This is a genomic window from Nocardioides sp. ChNu-99, from assembly GCF_029493445.1.
Taxonomy (GTDB): domain Bacteria; phylum Actinomycetota; class Actinomycetes; order Propionibacteriales; family Nocardioidaceae; genus Nocardioides.
The window spans coordinates 83,908-103,193 of record NZ_JAHWBL010000007.1 but is presented as its reverse complement, the minus strand read 5'-3'; the positions used below and the strand labels follow the sequence as shown (position 1 = coordinate 103,193).

Genomic DNA, 19,286 nt, shown 5'->3' with positions numbered 1-19,286 from the left:
GACGCCCCGGCCGGTGCGGCGGGCGCGGCCGTCGTGCCGGCCGGCGTGGCCGCCACCGCGGGGCGCGAGCGCCGCAGGAACGCGCCCACCCGGGCGCGGAGCTCGCGGGGCGAGAACGGCTTGACCATGTAGTCGTCCGCGCCGACGTCGAGGCCGGCGAGCCGGTCGGACTCGTCCGTGCGACCGGTCAGCATGATGACGAACGCGTCGCTGAACGCGCGCAGCCGCCGGCACGTCTCCATGCCGTCGATGTCGGGCAGGCCGAGGTCGAGGGTCACCAGGTCCGGCTGCTCGCGCCGCACGACCTCGACCGCCTCCGCGCCGGTCGACGCCTCCAGCACCGTGTAGCCGGCCTCCTCGAGGACCGTCACCACGAGGAACCGGATGTCCTCGTCGTCGTCCACGACCAGGACCGTGCGTCCCGTCTGCTCCGTCACGCCCGTGCGCCTCCCTCGTGCATCTGGTGCATCCCCGACCGCCCCGGTACCCGGCGAGCCGCGTCGGCACCGGTCGTGACCTGCGCGGTAGGTTCCACGTTAGCGTGGAGCGAGCACGATCCGCTGGTGCCGTGGGGGCACCTACTCGAGGAGCGGCAGATGCAGGACGAGCGTCAGGGCACCCCGTCGACCCATCCCGGGTCGACGGCGTCGGGGCACGACGGCGAGGACGGGCACGACGAGCCCGGCCGGCACGACGAACCCGGCGACGTCGCGCTGCAGCGCGCCGTGGACGGGGTGAGCGACGTGGTGGGCTCCGGCAGCGAGCAGCTGGACCGGATCACCCGCGTCGCGCGCAAGCTCTTCCGCGTGACCGCCACCTCGATCACCCTGTTCGACCGCGACCGCGCGTGGCTGCCGAGCGCGCAGGGCACGGACCTGCGCACGCTCCCCCGGTCCCAGACCTTCTGCGACACCACCCAGGCGCTCGGCGACCTGCTCGTCGTCCACGACGCCCGCGACGACGAGCGGTTCGCCGACCTCGACATCGTCCGTGACGGCGGCATCGTGTTCTACGCGGGCCACCCGCTCACCGACCACCTGGGCAACGTCGTCGGCACGCTGTGCCTGTTCGACGACGCCCCGCGCGACCTCGACGAGGAGGGTCGCGCCGACCTCGCGGACCTCGCCGCGTGGGCGCAGCACGAGCTCGTGTCGTCGACCGAGATGGGCCAGGCCCGCGAGGTGCAGGCGTCGCTGCTGCCCGCCGAGCCCGTCTCGCACGGACCGTGGCGGGCGGCCGGCACCTGCCTGCCCGCCCTGGCCGTCGGCGGCGACTTCTTCGACCACGGCGTCGGCAGCGGCGTGCTGCACCTCGGGGTGGGCGACGTGATGGGCAAGGGCACCAGTGCCGCGCTCCTCGGCGCCGGCGCGCGCGCCGCGATCCGCAGCACCCACGCCGCGGTGACGGCGGGGGCGGACCTCGGCGTCACCGCCACCCAGGTCGCGCGGAGCCTCACCCCCGACCTGGAGCGCGCGGGCGCCTTCCTCACGGTCTTCGAGGCCGCGGTCGACCTCGACGACGGCTACACCCGCTGGGTCGACGCCGGCTCCGGGCTCGCCGCGGTGGTGCACCCCGACGGGTCGTGGACGACGCTGACCGGGCAGGACCGCCCCTTCGGGGTCTTCCCCGACGACCACTGGAGCGAGCACACGACCACGGTGGGCCCCGGTGACCGCCTCGTCGTCATCAGCGACGGCGTGCTCGACCTCCTCGACGCGCCCGAGACCCCGTGGCCGGAGCTGGCCCGGCTCGTGCGCGCGGAGGAGTCGCCGGACGGCCTGCTCGACGCGGTCCGGCGGCTCGCGCGGGAGCGCACCCCCCTGGACGACGTCACGGTCCTGGCGGTGTTCCGCCAGGCGGAGGAGGGGTGATGTCGCGGCGGCTGCTGCTCCTGCGGGTCATCGTCCTCGTCACGGCGCTGCTGGGCATCAACTACGTCACCTGGCGGTGGCTCTTCTCCGTCCACTGGTCCGCGTGGTGGATCGCGGTCCCCCTCGTCATCGCCGAGACCTACAGCCTCGTCGACTCGCTGCTGTTCGGCATGGCGATGTGGCGGCTGAAGGAGCGGGGCGAGCCGCCGCCGCCGATCCCCGACGCGACCGTCGACGTCTTCATCACGACGTACAACGAGCCGATCGACCTCGTGCGCGGCACCGCGGTCGCGGCGGTGGCCATCCGCCACCCGCACCGCACGTGGATCCTCGACGACGGCAACCGCCCGGAGATGGGGCGCCTGGCCGAGGAGCTCGGGATCGGGTGGATCACCCGATCCGGCGACTGGGCGGGCATGCCCCGCCACGCGAAGGCCGGCAACCTCAACAACGCGCTGCAGGCCACCGACGGCGAGTTCCTCCTCATCCTCGACGCCGACCAGGTGCCCTCCCCCGACATCCTCGACCGCACCCTCGGCTACTTCACCGATCCCGAGGTGGGGCTCGTGCAGACCCCGCAGTACTTCGTGAACGTGCCCGAGGACGACCCGCTCGGCAGCCAGGCGCCCCTCTTCTACGGCCCGATCCAGCAGGGCAAGGACGGCTGGAACTCCGCCTTCTTCTGCGGCTCCAACGCCGTCATCCGCCGCGAGGCCCTCATGCAGGTCGGCATCGCCCGCTACGTGCACGAGGTCGGCGTCGGCGTGAACCGCGCCCTGCGCTCCGCTCGCTCCGTCGTCGCCCGCGCCCGCAAGGAGCTCGGCCCCGAGGAGACGGCGGTCGCCAAGGCCCTCGACGAGGTGCTGTACGACGTGAACCGCGCGCGCCGCGAGATCGCGCGGGGCGAGGCGCTGCTCGACGTCACCTACCGGTTCCAGCACCGCATCGGCGAGATCCGGCGCCGCCTGGTCGCCGAGGACATGCAGCTCGTCGCCGCCGACCTCGAGGTCATCTCGCAGCTCGAGGGCCTGGCCGAGGCCTCCGACCAGTCGCTGGCCACCGTCAGCCTCGAGAGCATCGACCGGGTCACGGCCCGGGCGCTCTCCCCGCTCGGCGCCATCGAGACCGTCGAGGCGCTCGTGCGCGCGGTCGACGTCGACCGATCCGACGAGGCCATGCCGATCATGCCGATGGCCACCATCTCGGTCACCGAGGACATGGCCACGTGCATGCGCATCCACGGGCTCGGATGGCGCACCGTCTACCACGACGAGGTGCTGGCGCACGGGCTCGCGCCCGAGGACCTGGAGTCGATGCTGACCCAGCGGCTGCGCTGGGCGCAGGGCACCGCGCAGGTCATGTTCCGGGAGAACCCGCTGGTGCAGAAGCGGCTGCGCTGGCCGCAGCGGCTGATGTACTTCGCGACGATGTGGAGCTACCTCTCGGGCTTCGCCGCGCTGGTCTACATCGCCGCGCCCGTCGTCTACCTGACGATCGGCGTGCTGCCGGTGCAGGCGCTCAGCTCGGACTTCTTCCTGCGCCTCGTGCCGTTCCTCGTCGTCAACCAGCTGCTGTTCTTCGTCGCCGCCGCCGGGCGTCCGACGTGGCGGGGCCAGCAGTACTCGCTCGCGCTCTTCCCGGTGTGGATCAAGTCGGTCACGTCCGCCTTCGGCAACGTGTTCCTGGGGCGCGACCTCGACTTCTCCGTGACGCCGAAGGTGCGCAAGGAGGACGAGCGGCTGCGCTGGGACCTCGTGCGTCCGCAGCTGATCGCGATGGGCCTGCTCACCCTCGCCGCCGTCGTCGGCGTCGTCCGCCTGGCCGTCGGCCAGGCCTCGGTGCTCGGCACGTCGCTCAACCTGGTCTGGGTCGTGTTCGACCTGGTCATCTTCTCGGTCATCATCCGGGCCGTCCGCTACCGCGGCTACGCCTCCGAGACCGCCGAGGCCCCCGACGAGCCCGACGGCGCGGCCGGGACCGCCCTGCCGCCCACCTCCCCCGCCAGCGAAGGAGACCGATGATCGACATCGACGTCAGCACCGACCGAGGGATCGCCGTCGTGGTGCCCCACGGGCGCCTCAACATGGTCGCCGCCCGGCAGCTGCGGGAGACGCTGAACGGGGTCATCGAGGGCGGCACCAACCGCGTCGTCGTCGACCTCGCCGAGACCACGTTCCTCGACTCCTCGGGGCTCGGTGCGCTCATCAGCGGTCTCAAGTCGGCGCGCCAGGCGGGTGGCGACCTCCGCATCGCCCGACCGACCCCGGCGGTGCTGTCGGTCTTCGAGCTGACCAACATCGACAAGGTGCTGCGCCCGCGGGCGGACGTGGAGAGCGCGTTCGATGTCTGAGCGCTCCCCCCAGGGTGACGAGGCGGACGGCGCGCGCGTCCTGCTCCTCGACCTGGCCGCCGAGCCCTCGGCCCTCGACGACGCGCACGACGCCCTCGACCAGGCGTGGGAGGAGCACCCCGAGGTGGGCGACGCCGAGCGGCTGCGCTTCGTCATGGCCGCGATGGAGATCCTCGGCAACGTGGTCGAGCACGCGTACGCCGCCGACGAGGAGCCCCGGCGGCGCCGGCTGACGCTCGAGGTGCGCCGCGTCGACGACGGCCTGCTCGGCACCATCAGCGACAACGGCCAGCCCGCGGCGCTCGACCTGAGCGACGTGACGATGCCCGGGGAGGACGCCGAGAGCGGCCGGGGTCTGGCCCTGGCGCTCGCCGCGCTCGACGAGCTCGGCTACGAGCGCGTCGAGGGGCGGAACGTGTGGACGCTGCGGTGCGCGCCCCGGGGCTGAGCGCCCCGGGAGGGGCCTCCGCGTCGGGTGCGCTCCGCCGTACCCCGGTCGTGCTGGCCTGCCTCGGGCTCCTGCTGACCCTGCTGTCCTTCGTCTCGGCGGCCCCGCCCGCCGGTGCCGCCGACGACGACGCTCCCCCGGAGCTGCCGCCCGCCGGCAGCCCCTGGTTCGGTCCCGGCCTGACGTGGACCGAGGACTCGGCGGCCGACTACGCGAGCCGGCTGGGGCGCACGCCGTCGCTGTACACCCAGCGCGTCAACTACCCCCTCGGCGACGACGACCGCACCTACCTGCGCCAGTTCGTGGAGCAGGCCGCGACCCAGGGCGCGGTCGCCGTCGTGAGCCTCGAGCCGGTGATGCCGCTCGTGGACCTCACCGACGCGCACGCCGCCGACCTGGCCGACGAGCTCGTGGAGCTGCACGACGACCTCGACACCTACTTCCTCGTGCGGTTCGCGCCCGAGATGAACGGCACCTGGTACGGCTGGGGCCAGCAGCCCCGCTCGTACGTCGAGGCCTTCCGCACCGTCGCCGACGCCGTCCACGACGCCACGCCGCACGCGGCCATGGTCTGGTCGCCGGTGTACGGCGCGGGCTACCCGTACGGCGCGGCCTACGGCGACGTCGACCCGGACCGGCTGGCGGAGGTCGCCGAGCTCGACACCGACGGCAGCGGGCGCCTCGACGAGGGCGACGACCCGTACGGCCCGTACTGGCCGGGCCCCGAGGCCGTCGACTGGGTGGGCCTGACGCTCTACCACTTCGGCCCGGACCGGGGTCGCATCGACAACGACCTCGACCCGACCGAGGGCGGCGAGACCGGCGACGTCGAGACGAGCGAGGGCTTCGAGCTCGACCGCGTGCCCGCCGAGGACGCCTACCGCGACCGCCTCGAGGAGCAGTTCAACTACGTCGGTGACGGCGAGCGGACCCCGTTCTACGAGCGGTTCGCCGAGGAGTTCGAGCTGCCGATGCTGGTCGAGACGGGGGCGCTGTGGATCCCCGACGACGCCGGCGACCCCGAGCTCGACATCAAGCAGACGTGGTGGCGCCAGGTCTTCGAGGCCGAGGCCGACTACCCCCTCGTGCGGGGCTACTCGTGGCTGGAGCAGCGCCGCCCGGAGGCCGAGGCCGACGACCGCACCGTCGACTGGCGCGCGACCCGCACCGACGAGCTGACCGCGGCGCTGCGTCCCGACCTGCTCGACTCCGACACCCGGCTCGGGCCGGTCACCCGTGTCCTCGACCAGGAGGCGGGCAACGAGGCGACCGCCCAGGGGCGCCTGCCCGACGCGGACGACATCGGCGCCGAGATGGGCTGGATCGTCTTCTGCGTCGCCGTGCTCGCCGTGCTCTTCGCGCTGGCGGGCCCGGCCGGGCGGTGGCTGCCCTCGTGGCGCTACCCCGACGAGGACGACCCGCGCGACAAGCGCCTCGACCTGTTCCGCGGGTGGATCATCCTGGCGGTGGTCATCACCCACATCGAGGTGGCGAGCCCGTACTCCTACATCACCCTCAACGCGATCGGCGCCATCACCGGCGCCGAGATGTTCGTGCTGCTCTCCGGCATCGTGCTCGGCATGATCTACCTGCCCACCGTGCGCAAGCTCGGTGAGTGGCCGACCGCGGTGACGATGTGGCGCCGGGCCCGCAAGCAGTACGTCGTGGCGCTCGTCGTCGTCATGCTCGTCTACCTGCTCGGGCTGGTGCCGTTCATCGACGCCACGGTGATCACCACGTTCACCGACCGCGGCACCGGTGAGGACGGCGAGGTCGTCACGGGGCAGGTCTACGACCTGTACGCGAACGCGCCCCGCCTCTTCGACTACCCGCCGCCGTGGTACGCGGTGCGGCAGTTCCTCCTGCTGGAGATGGGGCCCTGGGTCTTCAACATCATGGGCCTGTTCGTGGTGCTGAGCCTGCTGCTGCCGGTGCTGATGTTCCTCGTCAAGCGCGGGCTGTGGTGGCTGCTGCTGGCCATCTCCTGGGGGCTCTACATCTGGAACGCGTTCGACGAGGTCCACCCGCTGCCCTCGCAGTTCGAGGCCGTGTTCCCCCTGCCGACGTGGCAGATCGCGTTCACCCACGGACTGGTGCTCGGCGTCTACCGGCGCCAGATCACCCGGGCGCTGCTGACCCGGGCCGGGAAGATCGGCTGCGCGGTCTTCGTGTTCGGCTACGCCGGCAGCCTGGTGTGGCTGTGGCTGGCCCACACGTACGGCTACTCGGCCTCGCCGTTCCCGGAGGGGGCCTACGGCTGGCTCTACGACAACGCCTACACCCGGGTGTTCCTGCAGCCCGGGCGCCTGCTCGACCTCGCGCTCATGATCATCGTGGCCTACGCGGTGCTGACGACGATGTGGAAGCCGATCGACAAGGTGATCGGCTGGTTCTGGACGCCGCTGGGCTCCTCGAGCCTCTACGTCTTCATCGTGCACGTGTTCTTCGTGCTCGCGGTCGGCAACATCCCGGGGCTGGACCGGGGCTCGATCTGGCAGGGCACGCTCGTGCACACGGCGGTGCTGGCCCTCATCTGGCTGATGGTGCGCAAGCGGTTCCTGTTCTCCGTGATCCCGCGCTGAGCCGGACCCGGACGGGGCCTACGTGGGCACGGCGGCCGTCGCCTCGCTCGTGCGCAGGTGCGCGCGGGCGGAGCGGCGGTAGCGCCAGACCTGCACGAGCCCGACGCCCCAGAGCAGGAACTGCAGGCTCATCGCCCAGCGGAACGCCTCGGGCGTGTACGTCGCGCCGTCCCCCGGGGTGCGCCAGTCGAGCACCAGGCCGATGCCGACGACCAGGAGCAGGGTGGCGTAGAAGCCGCCCTGGTTGACGAGCCCCGTCGCGCTCGCGAGCCGCTCGAGGGGGTTCGAGGTGCGGGCCACGTCGAAGCCGATCATCGAGGCCGGGCCGCCGACGCCGACGACCACGACGAGCAGCACGAGCACGGCCAGCGGGGCGTCGCCCGGCCACGCGAGCACGACCGCCCACATGACGACCATCGCGCTCACGATGCCGATGGCCATGGTCGAGCGGTGGTAGGGGAACGCGCCGACGAGCCAGCCCAGCACGGGCCCCGCAGTCATGACCGCGACCACCATGAGCGTGAGCAGCAGCCCGGCGACGGCCTCGTCCTGGCCCTCCCCCTGCACGAAGAACGGGTAGCCCCAGAGCGTGCCGAGCGCGTTCGCGCTGAAGGGCGTCATGAAGTGCATCCACATGCCCAGGCGCGTCCCCGGGTGCCGCCACGCCTCGCGCAGACCGGTGAGGGTGTCGCGGGGGGACAGCGCCGGCCCGCGCAGCGAGCGCCGCGTCGGGGTGTCGTGCACGAGCACCAGCAGCGCGACGAGCAGCACGATGCCGACGGCGGCGGCGCCCAGGTAGGTGCGGGTCCACCCGAACGCCCCCAGCGCCAGCGTCATCGGCACGGCGGCGACCACGGCCCCGAGCTGGCCGAGCGTGCCCGTCAGCTGGCTCATCAGAGGCACCTGCCGCAGGGGGAACCACGACGACACGAGGCGCAGCACGCAGATGAAGACGAGGGCGTCGCCGACGCCCACGAACACCCGGGCCAGCAGCGCGACGGCGTAGGTCTCGGCGAACGCGAAGCCGGCCTGCGCGCAGGTGAGCACCACCAGGCCGCACAGCAGCACCTGCCGCGAGCCGAAGCGGTCGACGAGCACGCCGACGGGGACCTGCATCACGGCGTACACCAGCAGCTGGAGCATGACGAAGCTCGCCAGCTGCGACGCGTTGATGTCGAAGCGCTCCCGCGCCACGAGACCGGCGACGGCGAGGGAGGAGCGGTGGAAGACGGCGAGGAGGTAGATCGCGAGACCGAGGCCCCACACGACGTAGGGGCGCAGCCGTCCGGCGGCCGGGTCGTTGCTCATTGCAACGAATCCTACGCCGCGGCGCGGACCCTCACTTCGCGGCCTCCATCATCTGGCGCAACTCCTTCTTCAGGTCCGAGATCTCGTCGCGCAGGCGCGCCGCCAGCTCGAACTGCAGCTCCGCGGCCGCGGTCTTCATCTGCTCCGACAGCTCCTGGACCAGCTGGGCGAGCTCGGCGCTCGGCAGGCCCGCCGCGCCGGCGACCCGGTCGGCCACGGCCTGGTCGCCCAGCACCGGCACGGGCGCCTTGCGGGGCTTGACCCCGCCGGCCCGGCCCTTCTGCCCCACGTCGGCCCAGGTCTGCAGGAGGGCCTCGGTCGTCTCGTCCTCGCGCGCCAGCATCTCGGTGATGTCGGCGATCTTCTTGCGCAGCGGCTGCGGGTCGACCCCGTGCGCCACGTTGTAGGCGACCTGCTTCTCCCGGCGGCGGTTCGTCTCGTCGATCGCCGACGCCATCGAGGGCGTGATGCGGTCGGCGTACATGTGCACCTGACCCGAGACGTTGCGCGCCGCGCGCCCGATCGTCTGGATCAGCGACTTGTCGGAGCGCAGGAAGCCCTCCTTGTCGGCGTCGAGGATCGCCACGAGCGACACCTCGGGCAGGTCGAGGCCCTCGCGCAGCAGGTTGATGCCGACCAGCACGTCGTAGGCCCCGAGCCGCAGGTCGCGCAGCAGCTCGATGCGCTTGAGGGTGTCCACCTCGGAGTGCAGGTAGCGCGTGCGGATGCCCGCGTCGAGCAGGTAGTCGGTGAGGTCCTCCGACATCTTCTTCGTCAGCGTCGTCACCAGCACGCGCTCCTGGCGCTCGACGCGCGTGCGGATCTCGCCGATGAGGTCGTCGATCTGGCCCTTCGTGGGCTTCACGATGACCTCGGGGTCGACCAGGCCGGTCGGGCGGATGATCTGCTCGACGACGTCGCCGCCGACCTTGTCGAGCTCGTAGTTGCCCGGCGTGGCCGACAGGTAGATCGTCTGCCCGATCCGCTCCAGGAACTCCTCCCAGCGCAGCGGCCGGTTGTCCATCGCGCTGGGCAGGCGGAACCCGTGGTCCACGAGGTTGCGCTTGCGGGACATGTCGCCCTCGTACATGCCGCCGATCTGCGGCACGGCGACGTGGGACTCGTCCACGACGAGCAGGAAGTCCTCGGGGAAGTAGTCGAGCAGCGTGTTCGGGGCCGTGCCCCGGGCGCGCCCGTCCATGTGCATCGAGTAGTTCTCGATGCCCGAGCACGAGCCGACCTGGCGCATCATCTCGATGTCGTACGTCGTGCGCATCCGCAGGCGCTGGGCCTCCAGCAGCTTGCCCTGGCCCTCGAAGACCTCGAGCTGGTCGGCCAGCTCGAGCTCGATCCCCTTGATGGCCCGCTCCATGCGCTCGGGACCCGCGACGTAGTGGCTCGCCGGGAAGACGTAGAGCTCCTCGTCCTCGGTCAGGATCTCGCCGGTCACGGGGTGCAGCGACATGAGCCGCTCGATCTCGTCGCCGAAGAACTCCACCCGCACGGCGTGCTCCTCGTAGACCGGGAAGATCTCGAGGGTGTCGCCCCGCACCCGGAAGGTGCCCCGCGTGAACGCCAGGTCGTTGCGCGTGTACTGGATCTCGACGAGCCGGCGCAGGATCGAGTCGCGGTCGCGCTCCTCCCCCACGCGCAGCCGCAGCATGCGGTCGACGTACTCCTGCGGGGTGCCGAGGCCGTAGATGCACGACACCGTCGAGACCACGATGACGTCGCGACGCGTCAGCAGCGAGTTGGTCGCCGAGTGGCGCAGCCGCTCGACCTCCTCGTTGATCGAGGAGTCCTTCTCGATGTACGTGTCGGTCTGCGGGACGTACGCCTCGGGCTGGTAGTAGTCGTAGTAGGAGACGAAGTACTCCACCGCGTTGTCGGGGAACAGCTGGCGCAGCTCGTTCGCGAACTGCGCGGCCAGCGTCTTGTTGGGCTGCAGCACGAGCATCGGGCGCTGCACCTGCTCGGCCACCCAGGCGACGCTGGCGGTCTTGCCGGTGCCGGTCGCGCCGAGCAGCACGACGTCCTGCACGCCGGCGTCGATGCGGCGGGAGATCTCGGCGATGGCGGCGGGCTGGTCGCCGGCCGGCTGGTAGTCCGAGACGACCTGGAACGGCGCCACCCGGCGCTCGAGATCGGTGACGGGTCGCATGGGTGCGAGCGTACGACGCGCCACCGACAGGACCGTCCGGCGTGCGCGCCCCGGGGCGGGCTCAGCCCGTCGACAGGCCCCGCTCGGCGAGCGCCGCGCCGACGACCTCGCGCAGCTGGCGGGGCGAGAACGGCTTCGACATGAACGTGTCGGCGCCCAGCTCCGCGCCCGAGTCGCGGTCGGCCTTCTCCTCGCGGGCGGTGAGGATCACGACGTACGCCTCGCTGAACTCGCGCAGGCGCCGGCACGTCTCGATGCCGTCGATGTCGGGGAGGCCGAGGTCGAGGGTGACGACGTCGGGCGGGTTGGAGCGGGCCAGGTCGAGGGCCTGCAGGCCGTGGGAGGCCTGCTCGACCTCGACGTCCAGGCGCTCGAGCACCAGGGCGACGAGCTCGCGGATGTCCCCGTCGTCGTCCACGACCAGCACTCGTCCTCGGCGTGCCATCGCCACCTCTTCCCTCCCTGGGCGGTCGGCGGGCGCCGACCTCGCTAGATTGTCGCTCGTGAGATCACGCAGCGCCGGTGCCGACCGTATCCTCCGCGTGCTGCGGCGCACACTGCTCACCCTCCTCGGGGTGCAGCTGGCGCTCGCCCTCGGCATGACGTTCGTCGACTCCTACCGCCGCCGCGGCAAGAAGCCCAAGCCGTTCCCGACCACGTCGCCGACCACCGTCGAGATCGGCGAGGGCACCGTCACCACCTACACCTTCGGCCAGGACCTGTACGACGACATGCTCGCCGCCATCGCGGGCGCGCGCCGCCGGATCCTGCTGGAGACCTACATCTGGAAGGGCGACGAGGTCGGGGAGCGCTTCAAGCAGGCGCTCGTCGACGCGGCCGCCCGCGGGGTGGACGTCTACTGCATCTACGACGGCTTCGCGAACCTCGTGGTCGACCCGCGGTTCAAGCGGTTCCCGCCGGAGATCAAGGTGCTCCCCTACCCCGTGTACGGCGCGGGCCTGCGCTTCTGGGACCTGCGGCGCTACGGGCGCGACCACCGCAAGATCCTCGTCGTCGACGACGAGACCGGGTTCGTCGGCGGCTACAACATCGGCGCGCCCTACGCCACGGAGTGGCGCGACACCCACGTGCGGATCACCGGCCCCGGCGTGTGGGACCTGACCCGCACGTTCGCCGACTTCTGGAACCTGCACCGCCGCAAGCGCTTCCGCAGCAGCGAGCGGCCCCTGCTGCTCGAGACCGCGTCGGTGTGGGAGCCCCGCATCCGGTTCCACCGCAACATCCCGCGCCTGTGGATGTTCCCCATCCGCTCGATGTACCTCGAGGCCATGGACCGGGCCACGCACAACATCTGGATGACCCACGCCTACTTCATCCCCGACCAGGACTTCGTCGACTCCCTCGTGCGCGCGGCCCACCGGGGCGTCGACGTGCGCATCCTGCTGCCGCACAAGTCGAACCACATCGTGGCCGACTGGATCTCGCGCGGCTACTTCTCCCAGCTGCTGGAGGCGGGGGTCCGCGTCCTGCGATTCCGCGAGGCGATGGTCCACGCCAAGACCGCGACGATCGACGGCAGCTGGTCCACCGTCGGCACGGCCAATGTCGACCGCCTCAGCCTCCAGGGCAACTACGAGATCAACGTCGAGGTCATCGACGAGGAGTTCGCCGCCACCATGGAGGAGATCTTCCTCTCCGACCAGGGACACAGCTGGGAGCTGCGCGGCGACGAGTGGGAGGCCCGCTCGGCCCACCGCAAGTTCACCGAGTTCGTCCTCGCTCCCCTGCGCCCGCTGCTCTGACCCCCGCCCCGCACCCTTCCGTACCGCACCCTTCCGCCCCGGGCTGCCACCGTGCGAGGCTGGGCCGACCCGGGCCCCGGCGCCGACGAACGTCCGCGCGGCCCGGTCGACGGGGAGGAGACCCACCATGGGGCCGTGGCGCCGCACGTTCGAGCTCGCCGGTCGGGACGTCCTCGTCACCGGGGCGGCCAGCGGCATCGGCCGGGCCGTGGCCCTGCGCGTCGCGCGCGAGGGGGCCCGCCTGCACCTGACGGACCTGCGGGAGGAGCCCCTGCTCGCCGTCGCCGCCGAGGTCCGCGCCGCGGGCGGCGAGGTCGGCCTGGTCCGCGCCGCGGACGTCTCCGACCGTACGGCGGTGCTCGCCCTCGGCGCCGACCTCACCGCGGCCCACGGCCCCATGGACGTGGTGATGAACGTGGCCGGCATCTCCGCCTGGGGCACCGTCCGCTCGCTGGAGGGGCACCACTGGCGCAGCATGGTCGAGGTCAACCTCATGGGCCCCGTCCACGTCATCGAGGCGCTCGTGCCGCCCATGGTCGACGCGGGACGGGGCGGGGCCCTCGTCAACGTCGCGTCGGCCGCGGGCATCATCGCGATGCCGTGGCACGCGGCGTACAGCGCGAGCAAGTTCGGTCTGCGCGGCGTCTCGGAGGTGCTGCGCTTCGACCTCGCCCCGCACCGCATCCGGGTGAGCCTGGTGTGCCCCGGCGGGGTCGCGACGCCGCTCACCGAGACGGTGCAGATCGCCGGCGTGGACACGACCACCCCGCGCTTCCGACGCCTGCTCCGGCGGTTCCGCAGCCACGCCGTCACGCCCGAGCAGGCGGCCGAGGCCATCGTCGCGGGCGTCCGGAAGGGCCGGTTCTGGGTCTACACCTCGAGCGACATCCGTCTGCTCCACCTCCTGCAGCGCCTCTTCCCGCCCGGCTACCGCCTGGCGATGACGGTGCTCCACCGCGCCGCCAACGCCGCGCTGCCCGAGGTCGGGCGCGCCCGGCGTCAGGACGCCGCGTGAGCGCTCCCCCGCCCCGCGTGGCACCCGGTGGGCGCCGGGACGTGGGCGTGCCCGCCTGGCTGCTGGCCCGCGCCGCCGGGCGCCTCACCGGGACCGAGCCGCCGGCCGTGTTCCTCACGCTGGGGCGCACCCGGGGCCTGTTCTGGGGGTGGCTGCACTTCGCGGGTCGCCTCATGCCCGGCGGCCGGCTCCCGCGGCGCGACACCGAGCTCGTGATCCTCCGCGTGGCGACCCTCGCGGGCAGCGCGTACGAGCTCACCCAGCACCGCCGCCTGGCGCGGCGCGCCGGTCTCGGCGAGGCGGAGGTCGCGCGCGTCGCCGACGGCCCCGGCGCCGAGGGCTGGACCCCGCGCCAGCGGCTGCTGCTGGGCGCCACCGACGCCCTGGTGCGCGACCGCGACCTCGACGACGAGACGTGGGCCGCGGTGCAGGCCGAGCTCGGCGACCGCTGCGCCGTCGAGCTGCTGCTCCTCGTCGGGCACTACGACATGCTCGCGCTCGTGCTCCACGCCCTGCGCGTGCAGCCCGACGCCCCCCGCCGGCGGCGCTGAGCCCCGGCGTACCGGGTCAGCGGTCGAGCGGCGGCGGCGCGTACTGCGCGCCGCGACGCACCGGGCCGCCGATCGCGCAGCGACCGTCGACGTAGGTCTCCAGCCGGTCCGTCGAGCGCGGGTCGCCGCGGTACTCGCGGTAGTCGCACTCCTGGGCGCCCTGCAGCCACAGGTCGACGTTGAGCCATCCGCCCTCGAAGGCGCTCGCGAAGCGGCTCATGCCGTAGAACAGCGCGTCGGGCAGCGCGCGCAGGTGGGGCTCGCGCTCGTAGACCACCTGGCCCAGCGTGTTGAGCTGGGTCAGCAGGGGCGGCAGCACCGGCCGGAGGTCGGCCACGAGCAGCTCGACGTTGGCGAAGTCGGCGCCGGTGCGTCCCAGGATCTCGCGGAACTGCGGGTCGAAGTCGCGCAGGAAGGCCGAGATCGAGGCCGCCGCCGTCGAGAACCGCTCGAGCAGGGGGATGTTGCCCTCGAGCAGCTCGCCGACCGTCTGGCCGTTCGTCAGCAGGCGCTGGGTCTCGGGGAACGCGGCGTCGAGGGTGGCCGACAGGTTGTCGGTCGCGTCGAGCAGGGTCTCGAGGTCGTCACCGACGCCGTCGGTGGCTGCGCCGAGCTCGGCCAGCACCAGCTGCAGCTGGTCCTCGTCGATCACCCGGATGAACCCGTTGAGGCTCTCGGCGGCCTCCGCGAAGGACACCGGGATGTCGACGGCCTCGGCCGAGATCCGGTCGCCGTCGGTGAGGTAGGGGCCCTCCTCGTCCTCCGGACGGAAGTCGAGGTACTGCTCGCCGACCGGCGACAGGCTCCGCACCTGGGCCTGCGTCGACTCGGGGATCTCGGTGCCCTCGGACAGGCTCACCGTCGCGGTGATGCCCCCCTCGGGGTTGATCCGGATGGTGTCGACCGTCCCGACGCGACTGCCGCGGTACGACGCGGCCGACCCCTCGAACAGGCCGCCGCTGCGCGGCAGGTCGATGGAGATGCTCGCCGGCCGGCCCGTGAGCGGCAGGTTGAGGACCGACGTGAGCATGTAGGCCAGCGTCACGGCGAACACGACCACGAGGCCGATGACGCTGAGCACGAGCTTGCTCGGCAGGAGGCGGGACATGTCAGCCACCGTTCGGCGTCGAGCCGCCGAGGAGGTCGCCCAGCCCCGGCAGCGGTGAGGTGAGGACGGAGTCGACCCGCAGCTTGAAGTACAGGTTGAGGTAGTCCGTCGGGGTGCGGTCGTCGAGGGTGGCCGAGAACGTCGCCAGGTCGTCCAGGGCGGGCAGCAGCTCGCCCTCGGCGGCCAGCACCGTGTCGAGCACCGGGCCCAGCTCGTCGACGATGAGGACCAGGTCCTCCCGGGTGCGCACCACCAGGTCGTCGGCGGTGATCGCCAGCGCGTCGGCGGAGCGCAGGAGCGCGGCGAGGTCGTCGGTGTTCTCCGTCAGCGTCTGCGCGGCGGGGCGCAGGTCCCGCAGCGCGGCGTTGATCGTCTCCTCGCGGGCGTCCAGCGTGGCCGAGGCCGCGGAGAGCGCGTCGAGCACCCGGTCGATCTCCTGGGTGGAGGCGAGCGCCTCCGCCAGGAAGATGTCCGTCTGCTCCAGGAGGCTCTGGGTGGCGCCGACGCGGCCGTCGAGCGCCGTGTTCAGCTCGCTGACGATGGTCTGGATCTGGCCCAGGTTGCCGCCGTTGACCAGCAGCGAGGCCGACGCCAGGGCGTCCTCCACGCTGGGGGCCACGGCCGTGCTGGCGTCGTCGACGGTGTCGCCCTCCGCGAGCAGCTCGCCCTCGCCGGACGGCGTGATCTCGACGTACACCTCGCCCAGCGCCGTGGTGTAGCGCAGCCGGAAGCGCGAGGTCGAGGGGATCTCGATGTCGTCGTCGATCGCCATCGTGACGCGGGCCCGGTAGTCGTCCGGCTCGATCTTGACGACCTTGCCCACCTGCACGCCGTCGACCTTGACGGTGGCGCCGTCGGGGAGGTTGAGCGCGTCGGAGAAGCTCGCGGTGAGCTGGTACCGGTCCGCGCCGGCAGCGGTGGGCCGCAGGTTGTCGACGCGGCTGCAGCCGGCCGCCGCCATCGCGACGGCGGTCACCGCCACCAGGGCGGTGGTGCCGCGGCGCAGCGGCCGGGTGGTGCGGGGGAAGGGGCTCATGGCGTCAGCAGTCCTCCCAGCTGGCGCAGGAGCGCCAGCAGGTCCGGGCTGGTGCCGAGCTGCGCGCACACGTCCAGCGGCAGCGACGCGAGCGCACCGCACAGGGCCTCCGTCACCGGCTGCACCGGCGAGAAGTACTGCGGGGGCAGCTTGACCAGCAGACGGTTCTCGTCGGTGACCGCGTCGCCGACGTTGGTGAAGGCCATCGGCCCGATCTCGATGGTCTCCTCGAGCTGGGCGCGGTGGGCCGCCAGGTTCTCGAGCACACCGGTCAGGCCCCGCGTCGTCGTCGCGATGGCCGAGCGGTTCTCGACCGAGAACCGGCCCAGCGCCGCGAGTGCGTCGCTCAGGGCGACGAGGGACGCCTCGAAGTTGTCCTGCTCGGCCGCGAACAGCTCGGTCGCCTCGGTGACGCTGAGCAGGAACTCGTTGATCGTGCCCTGGTTCTCCGCGAGCAGCGTCGTCAGGTCGTCGAGGTCGCCGATCGTGCCCGCGATGTCGTCGCTGTTGGCCGACAGCGAGTCCGCCGCCTGCGCGAACTGGCGGATCGTCTCGTTGAGCTGGGCGCCCCGCCCGTTCAGCGTGCCAGCGCCGATCTCGAGCAGCCGGTTCAGCGTGTCGGCGTTGCCGTCGGGGCCGCGCAGGCCGTCGCTGAACGTGCGCAGCGTCTCCAGCACCTCGTCGAACTCGATCGGGGTGCGGGTGCGCTCGACCGGGATGACGGCGCCGTCCTCCAGCCGCGGCCCGTCGGCGAACGCCGGCGTCATCTCGACGTACCGGTCGGTGGCCACCGAGCGGGACATGACGAGGGCGCCCGCGCTGGCGGGCAGGTCGGCGTCCGGCTCGATCTCGAGCGTCACGTCGACGACCTCGCCGCGCGGCTCGATCTCGGTGACCGTGCCGATCGGGACGCCGAGCACACCGACGTCGTTGCCGACGAAGAGCCCGGAGGTCGTGGTGAACTGCGCCGTCACCTCGATCATGCCGTCGTCCCCGACGGAGCAGCCGCCGGTCGAGAGGAGCACGCCACCGGCGAGGAGGGCCGCCGTCCGCGCCCGCAGGCGTGACCGCCCGCCCTGCTGGACCCCGCTCATCGGACGCACACCCTTTCGATGACGCACTCGAGGTTGTCCGGCAGGCCGCCGGGCGTGTACTGCGCCAGCCACGGACCCGTGCCCGCGCTGTTCGTGAAGTAGCGGGCGGTCGCGGGGAGGATCTCGAGCGCCGAGTTCAGCGCGCCCTCGTGCCGCTCCAGCACCGCCACCGTCGTGTCGAGGTCCGCGAGCAGCGGCTGCACGGCTTCCTCGTTGTCCTCGATCACCCCCCGCAGCAGGGTGCCCAGCTCCGTCATGTCGGTCAGGAGGGCGTTGATCGCGTCGCGCCGCACCCGCAGGGTGTCGAGGATCAGGTCGCCCTGGCGCATCAGCTCGATGAGGTCGGGCGTCGACTCGCTCAGCTGCTGGGTGACCTGGCGGGCCGCGCCCAGCAGGGTGGTCAGCTGCTCGGAGCGGCGCACGACGACACCGGACAGGCTCTGCACCCCGTCGAGCGCCGGCCCGAGGTCGTCCCCGGTCACGTCGAGCACCTCGGTGACCTCGGCGAGGCTGCGCTCGAGCGCGACGCTGTCGAACTCGTCGAGCTCGCCCACCGCGCCGTCGATCGCGTCCTGCAGGTTGTAGGGCACGCGGGTCTGGGCCATCGGGACGGTGTCGTCGGGCAGCTCGCCCTCCCCCGCCGGGGTGACCATGAGGAAGTGGGTGCCCAGCAGCGTGGCCACCTTGACCTCGACGGTCGTCTCCGAGCCCAGCTCGACGTCCTGGTCGAGGGTGAAGGTCACGCGGACGGCCTGGCCGTCGAGCTCGATGTCGGTCACGTCGCCGGTGCCGACGCCCGCGACCTGCACCTCCTCGCCCACCCGGATGCCGCCGGTGTTCTCCAGCATGGCCGAGTAGGTCTTGGTGCCGATCGACAGGCCCGACGCCGCGCCGATGACGGCGGCGAGGAACGCCAGGACGGCCAGGCCGGCGAGGCCGACGCGGTAGCGGTTCGCGTTCGCGAGGTTCAGCTTGCTCATGACGGCGTGCACGCCTCCGAGTAGGGGCCCCCGCTGCCCGGCACCCAGATCGTCGCCCCCGCGACGTCCACGCCCAGGTTGCAGAGGTAGATGTTGAGGTAGGCGCCGTAGGACATCGACCGCGAGTACGCGCCCAGCAGCAGCGGGAGCGACTCCACGGTCCGGGCGACCCGGTCCTGCTCGCGCGCCAGCAGCGCGGCGGTGTCGGCGAGGCTGGCGACGTCGCGCGCCAGGGGCGCGCGGATCTCGGCCAGCAGGTCGGAGGTCGAGGCCACGAGGCTGCCCAGGTTGTCGATCGAGTTGGCGAACACGTCCCGCTGGGCCGCGAGCCCGGTCATCAGGTCGCGCAGCTGCACGACGGTGGCGTCGAACTGCGCCGACTGCTCGTCGAGGTTCTGCAGCACCGGCGTGAGGTTGGCCAGCACCTCCCCGAAGACCTGGTCCTTGCCCGCCAGGTACTCCGTCGCCTCCGCCGTGTTCTGCAGCAGCGACTCGATGGTGCCCGCCTCGCCCTGCAGGACGGCGACGATGTTGCCCGCGAGCTGGTTGACCTCGGAGGGCTCCAGCACCTCGAACAGCGGCTCGAAGCCGTTGAGCAGCACGGTGAGGTCGAACCCGGGCGAGGTGCGCTCCCGGCTGATGGGGGTGTCCTCGTCGAGCTCGTCGCCGCGGTCGCCGTCGGGCGCCGACAGCGCGAGGTACCGCTGCCCCAGCAGGTTCTGGTAGCGCAGCGCGACCAGCGTCTGCTCGTAGACCGGCTGGTCCTCGCGCAGGGAGAAGGTGACCTCCGCCGAGTTGTCGTCGGCCAGCTCGATCGACTCGACGCGACCGACCTTCACGCCGGCGACGCGCACGTCGTCGCCCTCGCGCAAGCCGCTCACCGCGGTGAACTCCGCCGTCCACTCACGCAGGTCGCCGCCGACGGTGTTCGTCATCATGCGGAACAGCCCGACGAACAGCACGAGCGCGACCACCGCGAAGACGACGAACTTGACCAGCGTGCTCTTGAGCCCGGTCAC

Annotated in this window: 17 protein-coding genes; 8 read left to right on the top strand and 9 right to left on the bottom strand. The window is 72.3% G+C overall.

The window, feature by feature from the left end:
- On the bottom strand, positions 1 to 437 hold a 437-nt coding region (locus tag KK617_RS04490), incomplete at its 3' end, for a response regulator (RefSeq protein WP_277498355.1).
- A gap of 159 nt (positions 438 to 596) precedes the next feature.
- Between KK617_RS04490 and KK617_RS04485 the strand changes: the two genes are divergently transcribed.
- The 5 genes from KK617_RS04485 to opgC are packed head-to-tail and all read left to right on the top strand — an operon-like array spanning position 597 to position 7,251.
- Positions 597 to 1,871, top strand: a complete 1,275-nt coding sequence (locus KK617_RS04485) for a GAF domain-containing SpoIIE family protein phosphatase (RefSeq protein ID WP_277498353.1) — start codon at positions 597 to 599, stop codon at positions 1,869 to 1,871.
- Complete coding sequence (locus tag KK617_RS04480) at positions 1,871 to 3,892, top strand: glycosyltransferase family 2 protein (protein WP_277498351.1); 2,022 nt, start codon at positions 1,871 to 1,873, stop codon at positions 3,890 to 3,892. The genes KK617_RS04485 and KK617_RS04480 overlap by 1 nt, the downstream gene beginning before the upstream one ends.
- On the top strand, positions 3,889 to 4,221 hold the full coding sequence (locus KK617_RS04475) for an STAS domain-containing protein (RefSeq protein ID WP_277498350.1): 333 nt from the start codon (positions 3,889 to 3,891) through the stop codon (positions 4,219 to 4,221). The genes KK617_RS04480 and KK617_RS04475 overlap by 4 nt, the downstream gene beginning before the upstream one ends.
- Complete coding sequence (locus KK617_RS04470; protein ID WP_277498349.1) at positions 4,214 to 4,669, top strand: ATP-binding protein; 456 nt, start codon at positions 4,214 to 4,216, stop codon at positions 4,667 to 4,669. The genes KK617_RS04475 and KK617_RS04470 overlap by 8 nt, the downstream gene beginning before the upstream one ends.
- Positions 4,639 to 7,251 carry an OpgC domain-containing protein gene (gene opgC / locus KK617_RS04465; RefSeq protein ID WP_277498348.1) on the top strand — a complete coding sequence of 871 codons (2,613 nt, stop codon included), beginning with the start codon at positions 4,639 to 4,641 and terminating at the stop codon, positions 7,249 to 7,251. Before KK617_RS04470 ends, opgC begins: the two co-directional genes overlap by 31 nt.
- Before the next feature lie 18 nt (positions 7,252 to 7,269).
- Here the strand turns inward: opgC and KK617_RS04460 are convergent, their stop codons facing one another.
- The 3 genes from KK617_RS04460 to KK617_RS04450 all read right to left on the bottom strand — a co-directional run bounded on the left by KK617_RS04460 (position 7,270) and on the right by KK617_RS04450 (position 11,165).
- Positions 7,270 to 8,559, bottom strand: a complete 1,290-nt coding sequence (locus KK617_RS04460; RefSeq protein WP_277498346.1) for an MFS transporter — start codon at positions 8,557 to 8,559, stop codon at positions 7,270 to 7,272.
- A 31-nt stretch (positions 8,560 to 8,590) separates the two neighbouring features.
- On the bottom strand, positions 8,591 to 10,720 hold the full coding sequence (gene uvrB, locus KK617_RS04455; RefSeq protein ID WP_277498345.1) for an excinuclease ABC subunit UvrB: 2,130 nt from the start codon (positions 10,718 to 10,720) through the stop codon (positions 8,591 to 8,593).
- A gap of 61 nt (positions 10,721 to 10,781) precedes the next feature.
- The gene (locus KK617_RS04450; protein ID WP_277498344.1) at positions 10,782 to 11,165 is read right to left on the bottom strand and encodes a response regulator; all 384 of its coding nucleotides are present in this window, start codon (positions 11,163 to 11,165) and stop codon (positions 10,782 to 10,784) included.
- Positions 11,166 to 11,223: 58 nt separating this feature from the next.
- Between KK617_RS04450 and KK617_RS04445 the strand changes: the two genes are divergently transcribed.
- From KK617_RS04445 to KK617_RS04435, 3 genes are all read left to right on the top strand, one after another.
- Positions 11,224 to 12,483: a phospholipase D-like domain-containing protein gene (locus tag KK617_RS04445; protein WP_277498343.1), complete on the top strand. Its 1,260-nt coding sequence runs from the start codon at positions 11,224 to 11,226 to the stop codon at positions 12,481 to 12,483.
- Between the two features lie 127 nt (positions 12,484 to 12,610).
- Positions 12,611 to 13,498, top strand: a complete 888-nt coding sequence (locus KK617_RS04440; protein ID WP_277498342.1) for an SDR family oxidoreductase — start codon at positions 12,611 to 12,613, stop codon at positions 13,496 to 13,498.
- On the top strand, positions 13,495 to 14,049 hold the full coding sequence (locus KK617_RS04435) for a carboxymuconolactone decarboxylase family protein (RefSeq protein ID WP_277498341.1): 555 nt from the start codon (positions 13,495 to 13,497) through the stop codon (positions 14,047 to 14,049). Before KK617_RS04440 ends, KK617_RS04435 begins: the two co-directional genes overlap by 4 nt.
- 16 nt (positions 14,050 to 14,065) lie before the next feature.
- Here the strand turns inward: KK617_RS04435 and KK617_RS04430 are convergent, their stop codons facing one another.
- The 5 genes from KK617_RS04430 to KK617_RS04410 are packed head-to-tail and all read right to left on the bottom strand — an operon-like array spanning position 14,066 to position 19,286.
- Positions 14,066 to 15,157: an MlaD family protein gene (locus KK617_RS04430; RefSeq protein WP_277498340.1), complete on the bottom strand. Its 1,092-nt coding sequence runs from the start codon at positions 15,155 to 15,157 to the stop codon at positions 14,066 to 14,068.
- 1 nt (position 15,158) lies between these two features.
- On the bottom strand, positions 15,159 to 16,193 hold the full coding sequence (locus KK617_RS04425; RefSeq protein ID WP_277498339.1) for an MCE family protein: 1,035 nt from the start codon (positions 16,191 to 16,193) through the stop codon (positions 15,159 to 15,161).
- Positions 16,190 to 17,287, bottom strand: a complete 1,098-nt coding sequence (locus KK617_RS04420; RefSeq protein ID WP_277498338.1) for an MCE family protein — start codon at positions 17,285 to 17,287, stop codon at positions 16,190 to 16,192. The genes KK617_RS04425 and KK617_RS04420 overlap by 4 nt, the downstream gene beginning before the upstream one ends.
- A complete protein-coding gene (locus KK617_RS04415; protein ID WP_277498337.1) occupies positions 17,284 to 18,267 on the bottom strand; it encodes an MCE family protein in 984 nt (327 codons plus the stop codon). Before KK617_RS04415 ends, KK617_RS04420 begins: the two co-directional genes overlap by 4 nt.
- The gene (locus KK617_RS04410; RefSeq protein WP_277498336.1) at positions 18,264 to 19,286 is read right to left on the bottom strand and encodes an MlaD family protein; all 1,023 of its coding nucleotides are present in this window, start codon (positions 19,284 to 19,286) and stop codon (positions 18,264 to 18,266) included. Before KK617_RS04410 ends, KK617_RS04415 begins: the two co-directional genes overlap by 4 nt.